This window comes from Cryocola sp. 340MFSha3.1 (assembly GCF_000383315.1).
Classification (GTDB): Bacteria; Actinomycetota; Actinomycetes; order Actinomycetales; family Microbacteriaceae; genus Leifsonia.
In genome coordinates this window covers 1,128,527-1,142,917 of record NZ_KB911087.1, presented here as the reverse complement: position 1 = coordinate 1,142,917, position 14,391 = coordinate 1,128,527, and the positions used below count along the sequence as shown (strand labels likewise).

General features: G+C 70.1%; 14 protein-coding genes. 8 read left to right on the top strand and 6 right to left on the bottom strand.

The genetic code is table 11. From position 1 onward, the window contains the following. The first annotated feature begins 11 nt into the window (after positions 1 to 11). The 4 genes from H284_RS0105490 (at position 12) to H284_RS0105475 (ending at position 4,422) form a co-directional block, all read left to right on the top strand. A complete protein-coding gene (locus tag H284_RS0105490) occupies positions 12 to 1,304 on the top strand; it encodes a class I SAM-dependent RNA methyltransferase (protein ID WP_018190022.1) in 1,293 nt (430 codons plus the stop codon). Between the two features lie 127 nt (positions 1,305 to 1,431). Continuing rightward, entirely contained in the window at positions 1,432 to 2,091 is a 660-nt protein-coding gene (locus tag H284_RS0105485; protein WP_018190023.1) for a response regulator transcription factor, read from the top strand. After that, positions 2,078 to 3,403 (top strand): sensor histidine kinase, encoded by a 1,326-nt coding sequence (locus H284_RS0105480; protein WP_018190024.1) that lies wholly within the window; start codon positions 2,078 to 2,080, stop codon positions 3,401 to 3,403. The genes H284_RS0105485 and H284_RS0105480 overlap by 14 nt, the downstream gene beginning before the upstream one ends. Then, positions 3,400 to 4,422, top strand: a complete 1,023-nt coding sequence (locus tag H284_RS0105475; protein ID WP_018190025.1) for a DUF8320 family protein — start codon at positions 3,400 to 3,402, stop codon at positions 4,420 to 4,422. The genes H284_RS0105480 and H284_RS0105475 overlap by 4 nt, the downstream gene beginning before the upstream one ends. A 358-nt stretch (positions 4,423 to 4,780) precedes the next feature. Here the strand turns inward: H284_RS0105475 and H284_RS0105470 are convergent, their stop codons facing one another. Continuing rightward, positions 4,781 to 5,029, bottom strand: a complete 249-nt coding sequence (locus tag H284_RS0105470) for an acyl-CoA carboxylase epsilon subunit (protein ID WP_018190026.1) — start codon at positions 5,027 to 5,029, stop codon at positions 4,781 to 4,783. Further along, positions 5,026 to 6,648 (bottom strand): acyl-CoA carboxylase subunit beta, encoded by a 1,623-nt coding sequence (locus H284_RS0105465; protein ID WP_020075445.1) that lies wholly within the window; start codon positions 6,646 to 6,648, stop codon positions 5,026 to 5,028. Before H284_RS0105465 ends, H284_RS0105470 begins: the two co-directional genes overlap by 4 nt. 94 nt (positions 6,649 to 6,742) lie before the next feature. Here H284_RS0105465 and H284_RS0105460 point away from each other — a divergent pair, with 94 nt between their 5' ends. Continuing rightward, the gene (locus H284_RS0105460; protein ID WP_020075444.1) at positions 6,743 to 7,504 is read left to right on the top strand and encodes a biotin--[acetyl-CoA-carboxylase] ligase; all 762 of its coding nucleotides are present in this window, start codon (positions 6,743 to 6,745) and stop codon (positions 7,502 to 7,504) included. 6 nt (positions 7,505 to 7,510) lie between these two features. After that, entirely contained in the window at positions 7,511 to 8,059 is a 549-nt protein-coding gene (locus H284_RS0105455; RefSeq protein ID WP_231371082.1) for a PH domain-containing protein, read from the top strand. Here the strand turns inward: H284_RS0105455 and H284_RS0105450 are convergent. Continuing rightward, entirely contained in the window at positions 8,021 to 8,599 is a 579-nt protein-coding gene (locus H284_RS0105450) for a GtrA family protein (RefSeq protein WP_018190030.1), read from the bottom strand. The two genes, H284_RS0105455 and H284_RS0105450, sit on opposite strands and share 39 nt — an antisense overlap. A 118-nt stretch (positions 8,600 to 8,717) precedes the next feature. On the opposite strand from H284_RS0105450, the gene H284_RS0105445 reads away from it, so the two are divergent. Then, positions 8,718 to 9,860 carry a 5-(carboxyamino)imidazole ribonucleotide synthase gene (locus H284_RS0105445; RefSeq protein WP_029042829.1) on the top strand — a complete coding sequence of 381 codons (1,143 nt, stop codon included), beginning with the start codon at positions 8,718 to 8,720 and terminating at the stop codon, positions 9,858 to 9,860. A 41-nt stretch (positions 9,861 to 9,901) separates the two neighbouring features. On the opposite strand, the gene H284_RS0105440 is transcribed toward H284_RS0105445, so the two are convergent. Continuing rightward, entirely contained in the window at positions 9,902 to 11,260 is a 1,359-nt protein-coding gene (locus H284_RS0105440; protein ID WP_020075441.1) for an LCP family protein, read from the bottom strand. Positions 11,261 to 11,270: 10 nt separating this feature from the next. Then, on the bottom strand, positions 11,271 to 11,774 hold the full coding sequence (gene purE, locus H284_RS0105435) for a 5-(carboxyamino)imidazole ribonucleotide mutase (protein WP_020075440.1): 504 nt from the start codon (positions 11,772 to 11,774) through the stop codon (positions 11,271 to 11,273). A 149-nt stretch (positions 11,775 to 11,923) separates the two neighbouring features. Between purE and H284_RS0105430 the strand changes: the two genes are divergently transcribed. After that, positions 11,924 to 13,189, top strand: coding sequence for an acyltransferase family protein (locus tag H284_RS0105430; RefSeq protein ID WP_231371081.1), 1,266 nt, complete (start codon positions 11,924 to 11,926; stop codon positions 13,187 to 13,189). Here H284_RS0105430 and H284_RS19930 read toward each other — a convergent pair. Then, entirely contained in the window at positions 13,166 to 14,353 is a 1,188-nt protein-coding gene (locus H284_RS19930) for an acyltransferase family protein (RefSeq protein ID WP_020075438.1), read from the bottom strand. The two genes, H284_RS0105430 and H284_RS19930, sit on opposite strands and share 24 nt — an antisense overlap. Positions 14,354 to 14,391: the final 38 nt, after the last annotated feature.

Below are 14,391 nucleotides of genomic sequence, written 5' to 3'. Positions count from 1 at the left end.
ATGCTCGAAGGATGCCCCAGAAGGACGAGGTCGAGCTCGACATTACCAACGTGGCCCACGGCGGGGTGTTCGTCGCACGCCACGAGGGCCGGGTCGTCTTCGTGCCCGACACGATGCCGGGCGAGCGTGTTCGCGTCCGCATCGCGGACACCAGCCACGAGCGCTTCTGGCGCGGAGAGGTCGTCGAGGTCGTCGAGGCCGCGCCCGAACGGCAACCGCACGTGTGGAGAGCCGCCGCCATCGAGCGCCGGCCCACCGAGCGTGCGGGTGGCGCCGAGTTCGGGCACATCCGGCTCGACCACCAGCGCGAGCTGAAGCGGCGCGTGATCGAGGACGCCCTGCAGCGCACCGCCAAGCTGCCCGCCGACGCGATCGCGGCAGCCGGGGTCGACGGCTCCCCGGTCCGCGTCGAGCCGGTGGAGGGCGAAACGGGCGACGGCACGGGATGGCGCACCCGCGTCCGTCTGCAGGTCGACGGCGCCGGCCGCCTCGGTCCGTACGCGCAGCGCTCGCACACCGTCATCCCGGTCACCGACCTGCCCCTCGCGACCGACGCCGTCCAGGAGGCCACCCCGTTCGGGCAGCAGTTCCCCGGAGCCGAGTCGGTCGACGTCGTCGCCACCGGGCTCGGCGCCTCCCACGTGCTCGTCAACGACAAGCCCGTGCGCTCCGGACGGCGGAACGTCCGACCGCGGCGCCGTCCGGTCCCCATCCGCGAGCGTGTCGGCGACCGCGAGTTCCGGCTGGATGCGCGCGGCTTCTGGCAGGTGCACCGCGCCGCTGCCCAGACCCTCACCCAGGCGGTGCAGTCCGCCGTCGACGAGGCGCTCTTCGACCCCCGTGCGGCGAACCTCGACCTGTACGGCGGTGTCGGCCTCCTCGCCGCCGCGCTGGGCGACCGCTTCGGCTCGACGCTCCGCATCACCTCCGTCGAGAGCGACGAGGCCGCGACCGACGACGCAGCCGAGAACCTCGCCGACTGGGTCGGCGCCTCGGCGATCACCGACCGCGTCGAGCGCTACGTCACCCGGCTCGCCGGAGAGGCGTCGGCGGCGGAGCGCGCCCGGCTGCGGGCCGCGACGGTCGTCCTCGACCCGCCCCGCTCCGGTGCCGGCCGCGAGGTCGTCGACGCGATCGCCTCCCTCTCGCCCGCTCAGGTGGTCTACGTTGCCTGCGACCCCGTCGCGCTCGCCCGCGACCTCGCCTTCTTCGCCGGCCACGGCTACGACCTCCGGGGAATGCGCGCTTTCGACCTCTTCCCGAACACCCACCACGTCGAAGCCGTCGCCTCCCTCACCCGCTGATGGGCTGACGGGTTGACGGGTTGACGGGCTGACGCGCGGGCGCGAGTCGACGACCGACACGCGCCCACACGGACGCGCTGACGTCCGGACGACCCTCCGCATGCATTCACCCCCTACGATGGTCAACATGGTGCGGGTGGCAATCGTCGACGATCACGAGTCCGTGCGTCTCGGGCTGAAGGCGGCCTGCCAGGACGCCGGCTATGACGTGGTCCTGACCGCTCCGACGGTGGACGACTTCGTCGCCCAGCTCGGCTCCCAGGAGTGCGACGTCGTCGTCCTCGACCTGTCGCTCGGCGACGGCTCCAAGGTGACCGACAACGTCAAGCGGGCCCAGGCGACCGGGGCCGCAGTGCTGGTGCACAGCATCGCCGATCGCGTGGCCAGCGTCCGCGAGGCGCTCGCCGCCGGAGCTGCAGGCGTCATCCCGAAGTCGTCACCCACGACGACGGTCATCAGCGCCATCGCGACGGTGGCCCGAGGCGACGTCCTCAACAACCTCGAATGGGCGACGGCGATCGACGCCGACAGTGACTTCGCCAAAGCGCAGCTCGGGCGACGCGAACGCGACGTCCTGCACCTGTACGCCTCCGGCCTCCCTCTGAAGGCGGTCGCCGCCCAGCTGGGCATCGCGAACTCCACCGCCCGCGAGTACCTCGACCGCATCCGCGTCAAATACGTGGAAGTCGGGCGGCCGGCGCCGACGAAGGTGGACCTCCTCCGACGCGCCGTGGAGGACGGCATCCTTCCCGGGCTCGACCCCGAGACAGGCAATGAGCGCTCCTAGCGGGGTTCGCCCCGGGGCGCCGCTCGAACCGGCCAAGCCCCGCAACCCCCTCAGCCGGGCGCGGATCGAGCGCATCGCCGACCGCACGGTGTCCGCCTTCGGGCTCGTCTTCGGTCTGCAGACCCTCCCGACGGCACTCGGCCAGCTCAGCGCGCTCCGCGAGCCGTGGGGCGCCGTCTGGATGATCGGGATCTTCGGCGGCCTCGCCCTCACCGTGATCCTTGCGGTCGTTCAGCGCGGGGTGAAGATCGCGATGGGCGTCCTGTCGGTTCTGTACCTCGCGGCGATCGTCACCTGGCCGCTGCTCGTCCGCGACCCGAGTGCGTTCAGCTCCGACAAGCCGTGGGTGTGGTTCCTGTGTTCCGTCTTCACGGCCTTCGCGGCTGTCGCCTACCCGCTCTGGCTCGCGATCGCCTACACGTTCATCGCGCCCATCGCCTACGGCGTCGTCCGGGCGCTTCCGGCCGGCGGCGGCGTCGGATTCGAGTTGGGTGCGCTCGACGCGATCTACGCCATCATCCTCGGCGGTGTCATCCTCGCGATCATCGCGATGATGCGCCAGGCGTCGAGCGCGGTGGATGCGGCCCAGAGCCAGGCGCTCGCCCGGTACGCCACCGCGGTCCGCCAGCACGCGACTGAGGTCGAGCGCGTGCAGGTCGACGCCATCGTGCACGACAGCGTGCTCACGACCCTGCTCTCGGCCGCTTCCGCGAGGACACCGGAGCAGAAGGAGCTCGCGGCGGCGATGGCCGCCGACGCGATCGGGCACCTGCACGCAGCCGAGGCATCCACGCCTGAGGACCAGTCCCTGGTCGGCCTCAACCAGCTCGCAGAGCGCCTCGTGACCTCCGCCAACGCGTTCTCATCGCCGTTCGAGGTCGAGGTGCGCGACGTCGAGGTGCACATGCTGCCTGTGAACGTCGCCGAGGCGGTCTACTCGGCCGCGGTCCAGGCGATGGTGAACAGCATGCAGCACGCGGGCGGCCCGGAGGTGCACCGCGGCCTGTCGATCCGCGGCGGCGGACCGGCGGCCACGGTCGAGATCATCGTCGGCGACGACGGACGCGGGTTCACCGAGGCGGAAGTGCCGGCGGAGCGGCTCGGCCTGCGCATCAGCATCCGCGACCGTCTCGCCAAGGTCGGCGGTCGCGCGGACATCCGCTCCGAACCGGGCGAGGGCACGACCGTCACGATCCTCTGGCCGTCCGCCGAACCGCAGCCCGTCGGCGCCCAGGCGCCCGGGGCGGCCCGCTTCGATCAGCAGGGTCCTTTCGCGCCGGGCGAGGCGCGAGAGACGGAGGCGGCGGAGTGATCACCCTCAATCGCGTCCTCTTCCTCATCCTCGGCGCGCTCTTTTCCGCCTATCACCTCTTCCTCGCGCTGTCGTCGCTGTGGATGCCGCGCACGGCAGGCCCGATCGTCGTCGCGATGGTCTTGTACGGTGTCGCGACGGTGATGAGCCTGTGGCCCACCAGCCCGACCAAGATGCCGCTCTGGCTCGCCGCCTTCGACCTCGCCGTCTGCGTCGTCATCCCGATCCTCGTCACGAGCCAGCTGGATCCGTCCAAGGACAACGGATACGCCACCTGGTACGTCGCCGCCGTCGGCACGCTGATGACCATCTGCGCGGTCCGCCGGCAGCAGATCGTCGCGTGGGCCGGCGTCGCCTTCCTGGCCGTGCAGACGGTCGTCTGGGCCGGTCTCGGCGCGCTCGCAGGGCTCGGCGTCATCGGCTCGGTCGTGTGGGTCGGTGTCGCCGTCGTGATCTCCGGCTCGCTCGCGAAAGCCGGCCGCGATGCCCTCCAGTTCGCCCGTGCCGAGCGCGAGGCGACGGAGTGGCAGGCTGCCCAGGAGGCGCACGTCATGGAGCGCCAGCTGCGGCTGCGTCAGACCTACCGGGTCGCCGCTCCGATGCTCGCCGAGATCGTCCGCCGTGGGGGAGACCTCACCGAGGCGGAGCGACGTGAGTGCCGGTACCTCGAGGGCGCGATCCGCGACGAGATCCGCGGTCGCCGCCTGCTCAATGACGATGTCCGTCGCGAGGTGATGGATGCGCGCCGCCGTGGCGTCGTCGTCAGCCTGTTGGACGAGGGCGGCATCGACGACATCGACCAGCGCGGGCTCGAGACCGTGCTCCGGCGGCTGGCCGACGCCATCCGCGGGACGACGACGGACAAGCTGATCATCCGGACCGTACCCCGGTCGTCGAAGACCGCGGTGACCGTCGTGGGCCTGCGCATGTCGGACGACGGCGCGGCGAATGCACTCGGCGCGGAGTCGGAGGACGACGAGGTCGACCTCTGGTTGGAGATCCCCCGGCCGGTCGGCTGAATCTGGCCCGAACCGGGTCGGACCCCGCCTGAACGCGGTCGAAGCTCCCTTTAACGAGGAGAAAGGGGCCGACACCCGAATTGTCGGCCCCTTTTCAAACCCCGAGTCAGGGCGACAACCCGAATATCGCCCTGACTCGCCCCCAAAGCACTCGCCCGCTTACCCTAGTCGGCGAGTGATTGGCGGTGTGACTCACGAGGAGAGACACCTAGCAATATCTATAGTGGCTGCGCTCCCAGAAAATACATAGTCGTCATTTTGGAGGACACCTGGGGGACATATCACGACCCCCGTTCGTGGGACATGCCGAAGAATCCGCGTGTCCCTTACTCGGGGGACGCCCGGATCGGGGTACATCTCAGCCCGAGAACGACCGCCAGGCACCCGCTCCGGGCCGGAGCTCGCCGCGCAGGTTCCGCTGCGTGCGTGCCCAGGCATCCGGACCCTGCTCGGCCCTGGCCTCCCGACCGGCGGCCGCCTGCTCGGCGGCAGCGGCCGTCAGGACGGCGGTGACGGCCGCGATCTCCTCCGCGGTCACGCCGCGGGTGAGGAACCGCAGCTGCGACGGATCGAGCGGCGCACCGCTCTGGGCCTCCTGGCCGGTCACAGCGGGATGTTCCCGTGCTTCTTCGGGGGCAGCGTGGCCCGCTTGGTGCGGAGCGCGCGCAGCGCCTTGATGACCGACACGCGCGTCGCCGCGGGCTCGATCACGCCGTCGAGTTCGCCGCGCTCGGCCGCGAGGAACGGGCTCGCGACGTTGTAGGTGTACTCGTTGGCGAGCTTCGTGCGGACGGCCGCCACATCCTCGCCGGCCTCCTCCGCGCGCTTGATCTCGCCGCGGTAGAGGATGTTCACGGCACCCTGGCCGCCCATCACCGCGATCTCGGCGGTGGGCCACGCGAGGTTCATGTCGGCGCCGAGCTGCTTGGAGCCCATGACGATGTACGCGCCGCCGTACGCCTTGCGGGTGATGATGGTCACGAGCGGCACGGTCGCCTCGGCGTACGCGTACAGCAGCTTCGCCCCGCGCCGGATCACGCCCGTCCACTCCTGGTCGGTGCCGGGAAGGTAGCCGGGCACATCCACCAGGGTGAGGATCGGGATGCTGAAGGCATCGCAGAAGCGGACGAACCGGGAGGCCTTTTCGCCGGCGTCGATGTTCAGCGTGCCCGCCATCGCGCTCGGCTGGTTCGCGACGATGCCCACCGACCGGCCCTCGACGCGGGCGAACCCGATGACGATGTTTGGGGCGAACAGCGGCTGGATCTCGAGGAACTCGCCGTCGTCGACCACGCCCTCGATGATCGTCTTCACGTCATAGGGCTGGTTGGGGGAGTCCGGGATGATCATGTTCAGCCGGCGGTCCGCGTCGGTGATCTCGAGCTCCGGCTCGGACTGGAACGTCGGGAGCTCGGCGAGGTTGTTCTGCGGCAGGTAGCTGAGCAGGGTCCGCGCGTAGTCGAGCGCGTCCTCCTCGTCGCTGGCGAGGTAGTGGGCCACGCCGGAGACCTTGTTGTGGGTCAACGCGCCGCCGAGCTCCTCGAAGCCGACGTCCTCGCCGGTGACCGTCTTGATGACATCCGGGCCGGTGACGAACATGTGGCTCGACTTGTCGACCATGATGACGAAGTCGGTGAGGGCGGGGGAGTACACGGCGCCGCCGGCCGCCGGGCCCATCACGATGGAGATCTGCGGGATGACGCCCGAGGCCGCGGTGTTGCGGCGGAAGATCTCGCCGTACTTGCCGAGGGCGACGACGCCCTCCTGGATGCGGGCGCCGCCGGAGTCGAGGATGCCGATCATCGGGACGCCCGTCTTGAGCGCGTGGTCCATGACCTTGATGATCTTCTCGCCGGCCACCTCCCCGAGAGAGCCGCCGAAGATGGTGAAGTCCTGGCTGAACACCGCGACATTGCGGCCGTGGATGGTGCCGACGCCGGTGACGACCGCGTCACCGTACGGGCGCTTGGCCTCCATGCCGAAGGCGTGGGTGCGGTGGCGGACGAACTCGTCGAACTCCACGAAGGAGCCCTGGTCGAGCAGGAGGTCGATGCGCTCACGCGCGGTCAGCTTGCCCTTGGCGTGCTGCTTCTCGATCGCCGCCTGACCGCTCGCGGTGACGGCCTCGTGGAACCGTTCCTTCAGGTCGGCGAGCTTGCCGGCGGTGGTGGTCAGGTCGGGGAGCTGATCGGTCTGACGAGGTTCGGTGTCGGTCACGTCGTTCACTCTACCGGCCAGCCGAATGGCCGTGCCGTTGACGAAACCCTACAAATCCGACGGTCTGCGCTGGCAGACTGACCCAGTGCGAGAGACTGACCCCGTGGACTTCCGACGCAGCCGAACCATCGTCCCCGTGCTCGAGGTGCTCCCCGAGGCGGGTTCCACCAACGACGTCCTGAGTGCACGGGCGGGCGACCTCCCGGACCTCGCGGTGGTGATCACGGGCAACCAGACCGGCGGTCGCGGCCGGCTCGGCCGGGTGTGGGTGACGCCGCCGGGGCGAGCCCTGGCGATCTCCGTTCTGCTCAAGCCGGTCGGCCTGCCGCCGGAGTCGTTCGGCTGGTTCCCCCTGCTCGGCGGCCTGGCGATGAGCCGCGCGCTCGGCCGATTCGTCCCGGGCGGTGTGCAGGTCAAGTGGCCCAACGACGTCCTCATCGAGGGCGACAAGGTGTGCGGCATCCTCGCCGAACTGCTGCCCGGGATGTCGGGGCTGGTGATCGGCGCCGGCGTCAACCTCACGCAGACGCGCGACGAACTCCCGACCGAGACCTCGACCTCGCTGGCACTCGCCGGTGCGCACGATGTGGACGCGGATTCGGTGCTCTCGGCCTACCTCATCCAGCTGACGACGCTGTACCGCGAGTTCCTGGCCGCCGACGGCGATCCGCTCCGCAGCGCGCTGCGCGATGAGGTCGCCGAGGCCTGCCACACCATCGGCCGGCCGGTCCGCGTGCAGCTGCCGTCGGGCGACGACCTCCTCGGCACCGCCGTCGGCATCGACGAGAGCGGGAGGCTGATCGTGGAGTCGGATGCGGGCCGCACCGCAGTGGCGGCGGGCGACGTGACGCACCTGCGGTATTAATGGAGCATGAGCAGCAGCCCGGACGGGATACCCGCCCAGCCGCCCGAGCGTGTGGTGGCCCGGCTGCGTTCGAACGCCCGCCGGCTGTTCTTCCCGAGCCTCGTGCTGATCGCGACCGCCGGCGCGGTCGGGTACCTCGCGGGCCGGGTCGGTGAGGTCTGGGAGATCGTCCTGCTGTGGTCCGCCGCGGCTGCCGTCGTGCTCCTGCTCTTCCTCCTGCCGCTGGCGGCGTGGCTGAGCCGCCGCTACACGATCACCAACCGCCGTCTGATCATCCGGCACGGCTTCTTCGTGCGCGTGCGCCAGGAGCTGCTGCACAGCCGCGGCTACGACGTGACCGTGCGACGGACGTGGCTGCAGAGCCTGTTCCGCTCCGGCGATGTGCTGATCAACTCGGGTCTCGACCATCCCGTCGTCCTGAAGGATGTGCCGAAGGCCGACCAGGTGCAGCGCGCGTTGTCCGAGCTGATGGACCACTCGCAGACCGTCGTGGCCGTGCGGCGTCAGCAGGCGCAGTCAGTCTCCGACGAGACCACGGTCTGGGGCGCTCGCTAGGGTCGAGCCGGTGATCGGCGCCTTCTCGCGGCCGCGGGCGGGCACGTGCCGGCTGTCCGAGACGGCGCCACGACGGCCGGAGCGAGCGATCGCGCGGTCGGGCGAGAACACCCACCAGCGGTAGAACGCGAACCGGAAGACCGTGCCGAGCGCGAGACCGACCACGTTGTTGGAGATGTTGTCGGCGAGCAGGCTCTGGTAGCCGAGAAGGTAGTGCGACACCCAGACGCAGAGGAGCGGGATGGCCATGCCCGCCAGGCTGACGATGAAGAACTCGATGCCCTCACGCGTGGCGTTCTCGTTGCGGTTGCCGGAGAACGCCCAGTAGCGATTGCCGATCCAGTTCGTGCCGATGGCGACCAGTGTCGCGATCGCCGTCGAGAAGAGCGTCTTGTGCGGCACGTTCACCAGCACGAAGAGCATCAGCACGTTGAACACGAGCAGATTGACCACGAAGCCGACGGCTCCGACCGCGCCGAACTTGATCAGTTGCGGGAGGAGCCGTGCGCGTCGCGCCGGTGTGCTGGTCTCGGTCGTCATGCCCCTGCCTGAGATGCGGGAAGATGGTCAGTACGTTCGTCACAGTACGCGGACCAGGTTTCGCGTTCCTGTGAGTCTTCCCGGCCAGCATGAAAAGTATCAGAGGAGCGGATGGTCCATGGCTAGTCACATCGTCGGAGTGATCGGCGGAGGTCAGCTGGCACGGATGATGATCCCCCCGGCCATCGAGCTCGGGGTCGACATCCGCGTGCTCGAGGAGGCGGAGGGCATGAGCGCCGACATCGCCGCGTCGGGCGTCGGCGACTACCGCGACCTCGACACCGTGCTCGCGTTCGCCGAGATGGTGGATGTGATCACCTTCGACCACGAGCACGTGCCGCAGGCGATCCTCCGCGAGCTGGTGTCCCGCGGCATCCCCGTGCACCCGGGACCTGACGCGCTCCTGTACGCGCAGGACAAGCTGCAGATGCGGGCCAAGCTCAGCGAGCTGGGGCTGCCGGTGCCGGACTGGGCCGCGGTGGAGTCCGCGGACGAGCTGGGCGCCTTCCTCGCCGATCACGGCGGCCGGGCCGTCGTCAAGACGGCGCGGGGCGGCTACGACGGCAAGGGCGTCCGCGTGGTGTCGGACGCGAGCGGGGCTGACGACTGGTTCCTGGCGCTCGCCGAGGACGGCCGTGGCGGAGCGCTTCTGGTCGAGGAGCTCGTGCCGTTCCGGAGGGAGCTCGCACAGCTCGTCGCGCGCCGTCCGTCGGGGGAGATCGCGGCGTGGCCGGTCGTCGAGACCGTGCAGCGCGACGGCGTCTGCGCCGAGGTGCTCGCGCCGGCGCCAGGCGCAGCCGGCCGGGTGGCGGAGGCCGCCGCCGAGATCGCCCGCCGCGTGGCGGACGGACTCGGGGTCACCGGGGTCCTCGCCGTCGAGCTGTTCGAGACGACGGACGGGCGCGTGCTGATCAACGAGCTGGCGATGCGGCCGCACAACAGCGGCCACTGGTCGATCGAGGGCGCCGTCACCAGCCAGTTCGAGCAGCATCTGCGGGCCGTCCTCGACCTTCCGCTCGGGTCGACGGAGCCGCGCGCCGACTGGTCGGTCATGGTGAACATCCTCGGCGGCCCGTCGGAGGGCAGCCTCCAGGACCGCTACCCGGCCGCGCTCGCCGCGCATCCCGAGGCCAAGTTCCACGGCTACGGCAAGGAGCCCCGGCCCGGCCGCAAGGTCGGTCACGTGACCGTCGTGGGCGGCGAGGACATCGAGGACGTCGTGTACCGGGCCCGCGCGGCGGCCGCGTTCTTCGAGGGCTGACCAGGCCGTGCAGGGCTGAGCCGAGGGCGGCGGGCCGTCGGTCAGCTCCCCTTCGGCTTCGCCGTCGCGGGGTTCACCGCCTGGCGCACCAGCTCCTGGATCTGCGCATAGTCCGGCTCGGTCGGGTCGATCGTCGGCGGCACCAGCTCCAGCTGTTGCACGGGCAGCTTGCGCGTCTTCATGCCCAGGTCGACGAAGTAGCCGAGCATCGACTGCGGGATGTCGGTCTTCATGACCTGCGCACCGGCGGTCGCGATGCCCTGGAACTTCGATACGACGTTGACCGGGTTGACCTGCTTCAGGATGGCGTCCTGCAGCTGCCGCTGACGGGCCATGCGGTCGTAGTCGCTGGAACCGTGGCGGGCTCGGGCGTACCACTGGGCGTGGTAGCCGTCGAGGTGGCGCTTGCCCGGCTCGATCCACTCGGCGACGCCGTTGAGGTTCTCGTCGCCGCCGATCGGCACGCGGTCCGCGACGGTGACGTCGACGCCGCCGAGGGCGTCGATCAGGTCGGCGAAGCCCTGCATGTCGATGAGGACGTAGTACTGGATCTTCAGGCCGGTCGCGCCTTCGAGGGCGTCGCGCATGGCCTCGATGCCTGGCTCGCTCTTGTTCTTCTTCGCGTTCGGGTACAGGTCCGGCTTGTACAGCTCCACCTCGGTGTAGATGGAGTTGAGCTGGCAGACGTCCACGTCGCAGCGGTCGTTGTAGCCGTAGCCGTCCGGGTACTCGGCGTGCAGCGGGGACGAGGCCGGGAACGGCACGGGGTCGAGGTCGCGTGGCAGGCCGATGGTGACGGCCTGACCCGTGTTCGCGTCGATGCTCACGATGGACATACTGTCCGGGCGCAGGCCGTCGCGGTCGGGGCCGGCGTCGCCGCCGAGCAGCATGATGTTGTAGCGGCCGTCGACGGGAGGCTGTGACGGCCCTGCCGAGAAGATGTCGCCGAGCGCACCCCGGGCGGACCCGGCGACGACCGACGCGTAGCCGGCGGTGCAGGCGAGCCCGACGAGGACGAGCACCGAGAACGCGGCGATCCAGCCGCGAGCGTTCGGTGCGGTGCGGATGAGGCGCACGAGACGGAGAGTGTCCAGGGTGAGCACGACCCAGAGCACCGTGTAGACGATCAGCAGTGTCTGGACGAGGGTCAGGCTGCCCGCCTGCGTGAACAGCGTGTAGATCGACGACGGCGAGACCAGGTAGACGACCAGCGTCACGATGCCGAGCAGCCAGAGCAGCAGGGTGGCGAGCACGCCGACCCGGCCGAGGACACGGTTTCCGGCGACGACCTGGGCGGAGCCGGGCAGCAGGATGTTCATGGTGACCAGCCACCAGCCCCGCTTCGTCATCGTCTGGGACGAGGAGGCGTCGGGGTGGCGCAGCGGCGTGGCGATCGTCATCGGGCGGTTCTCACAGCTGGGCTTGCAGAGCCTGGTTCTTCTGCTCGACGCTCGCCTCGAGGTCGGCGGCGAAGCGCGCGAGAGCCTCGGCGAGGGCGTCGTCGGAGGTGGCCAGGATCTTGACGGCGAGGAGTCCGGCGTTGCGCGCGCCGCCGATGGAGACGGTGGCGACCGGCACCCCGGCGGGCATCTGGACGATCGAGAGCAGGGAGTCGAGCCCGTCCAGGCGGGCGAGCGGCACCGGGACGCCGACGACGGGGAGGGTCGTGACCGCGGCCAGCATGCCGGGAAGGTGGGCTGCGCCGCCCGCTCCGGCGATGATGACCCGGACGCCGCGTCCGGCGGCCTCCTTGCCGAACGCGATCATCTTCTCCGGCGTCCGGTGGGCCGAGACGACCTCGACTTCGTGCGCGACGCCGAACTCGGTGAGCAGGCGCGAAGCCTCCTGCATGACCGTCCAGTCGGAGTCCGATCCCATGACGACGGAGACCAGCGGTGACGTGGATGCAGGCATAGCGAACATGCTAGGTGCCGCCCCGCGCATGACGGCGCCGCCACGCGGACGGCCGCTCTCTCGCATCCAGCTGACCCCTGAACGGGTCACAGGAACTGCCCAGGGCGCATGGGTACCGTCGCCCGCCTATGACGGGTACAGGTGTAACGGTGGCAGACAAGACGAAACAGACGACGGGCGGCCGTTTGGCCGCGCTGGACGGTCTGCGCGGCATCGCCGCGGTGGTCGTCCTGCTCCACCACGCCATGTACACGAACCCGGACTTCCCGGGTGCGCCCGGCACAGGATCCGCGCCGACGGGCTCCGCGATGTGGTGGATCAGCTATACGCCGCTGAAGCTCGCGACCGCCGGTGTCGAGTCGGTCATCGTCTTCTTCGTGCTCTCCGGGCTGGTGGTCACGCTTCCCGTGATCCGTCACCGCGGCTTCGACTGGGTCGCCTATTTCCCGCGCCGCGCCGTCCGGCTTCTGGTGCCGGTCATGGCGTCCGTCGTGCTGGCCGCCGTCTGGGTGATGGCCATCCCACAGGTGTCCACTCAGCCGAAGGGCACGTGGCTGAGCAGCTCCTCCACCCCGAACTTCAGCTGGGAGTACATCGTCAAGGCGTGGGACCTCCTCGGCGGCGACGGGCAGATCAACAACCCGCTCTGGTCGCTTCGCTGGGAGCTGCTGTTCTCGCTCGCCCTGCCGATCTTCGCGGTGGCGGCCCTCGCCGTGCGGAAGTGGTGGATGGGCGGCCTGGCCGCCGCGTGCGCCCTCACCTACCTCGGCGTGCACGCGGACTCCGGTGCGCTGCAGTACCTCCCGGCGTTCTTCGTCGGCGCGGTCATCGCGGTCCGCCTGGAGGCGGTGCGCAACGTCGCCGACCGGATCAACACGCACTGGTACCGACACCCGCTGTGGGCCGGGCTCACCGTGGCCAGTCTGCTGCTCCTGATCGCTCCGTGGCTGGTCGGGCCGAACGTCGGCGAGATCCCCGAACTCGAGCCGGTGCTGAAGGGCCTGGTGCCGCTCGCCGCGGCCGGGCTCGTGGTGGCGGCACTCGGCTGGAAGCCGCTCCGCGCCGTGCTCGACACGCGCCCCGTGCAGTTCACTGGGACCATCTCGTTCAGCCTGTACCTCGTCCACGTGCCGATCCTGATCTTCAGCACCTACCTCTTCGCGGACGAGCCCTGGTACGTCCCGCTGCTGTTCGGCATCCCGGTCGCGGTCCTGGTCGCCGTCGGTTTCACCTGGCTGATCGAGAAGCGCAGCCACGGCTGGTCGAAGGCGGTCGGGAACTGGGCGTCCGACCGGTACCGCACCTGGTTCGGTCGCGACGAGGAGGCCGAGGAGCGCCGGTCCGGCGACCAGGGCGAAGCGACCGGCGGCGGCCGGGCGGTCGAAGCCGGGTCAGCGCGAAGCGCGCGACGGTAGCTCGGCCGGCGCCGTCGGTTCCGCTGACGCCGCGACCTCGCCGGAGCGACGCTCGAAGGCGCGAGCAACCGTGGCACCGAACAGCTTCGACAGGGTGTGGGATCGCTTCTCGACCAGCTGGTAGAACAGCGTGCCGACGATGAGCGCCACCGGGATGGCGAGCGCGGCCACCTTGGTCGGCCCCCAGTCGCGCAGGGCGTAGCTCAGCGTGACGATGATCGGGACGTGCACGAGGTACAGGCTGAAGGAGATCTTCCCGGCCCAGCGGAACGGCTGGTGAGAGAGCAGGCTCGCAAGCGGCCGCCATTCCAGGCAGCAGATCAGCAGCCCGAGGGCGGCGAGCGGCTGGAGCGCGGTGAGGGCGAGCGGCACCACCCCCGGCCCGACCATCCAGTGGGCGATCAGGAGCAGAGCGGACCCGATCAGCGCGAGAAGCCACACCGCCCAGCCGAGACGCCAGCCGGAGACAGTGGCGCCCAGGCGGCGGATGCGCGGGAGCAGCACGGCCGCGACGACGCCGAGGAAGAATGGAGGGAGGTAACGCAGGCCGTCCGCCCCGGAATCCACGCCCAAGAAGACGGTCGCGGTGGCGACGAGCAGGATGAGCGGCCACACCCGTCGCAGCCAGACGGCCAGCCCGAGGAAGAGCGGCAGCATGACCGAGAAGGCGACCTCCCAGTAGATGGACCACAGCGGGTTGTTGAGCAGGTGGTACGTGCGGGTGGGGTCGAGCTGGCCGATGAACGTCTCGACGCTCAGGTCGGGTACCGAGGTCGTGGCGACCCAGCCGCTCATGGCGTTGGCGACGATCTGCGGGACGAGCAGGGCGAGGGCCGCGGCGAAGACCAGCGAGCACACCACCGGAAGTCCGATCCGGACGATCCGGCGTGGGTAGTACGCCATCCAGTCGAAGGCCCGCGGAGACAGCACGGGCAGGCTCAGCACGAATCCCGAGAGCACGAAGAACACGACCACCGCCTCCGGGCCGGCGGTGAACAGCTTGAGCGGCGTGTACGTGAACCACCAGGCCAGGCTTCCGGCGGCCGGCCCGGAAGACCCGGGTACCGGCACGTACGCCCCGGAGATCGCCGGGTTCAGCAGGGAGGCGTGGTGGGCGAGCACGATCAGTGCGGCGATGCCGCGCAGGCCGTCGAGCGACGTCATCCGGGCGGATGGGAGGGAAGGAGTTGGCATGAGGAGAA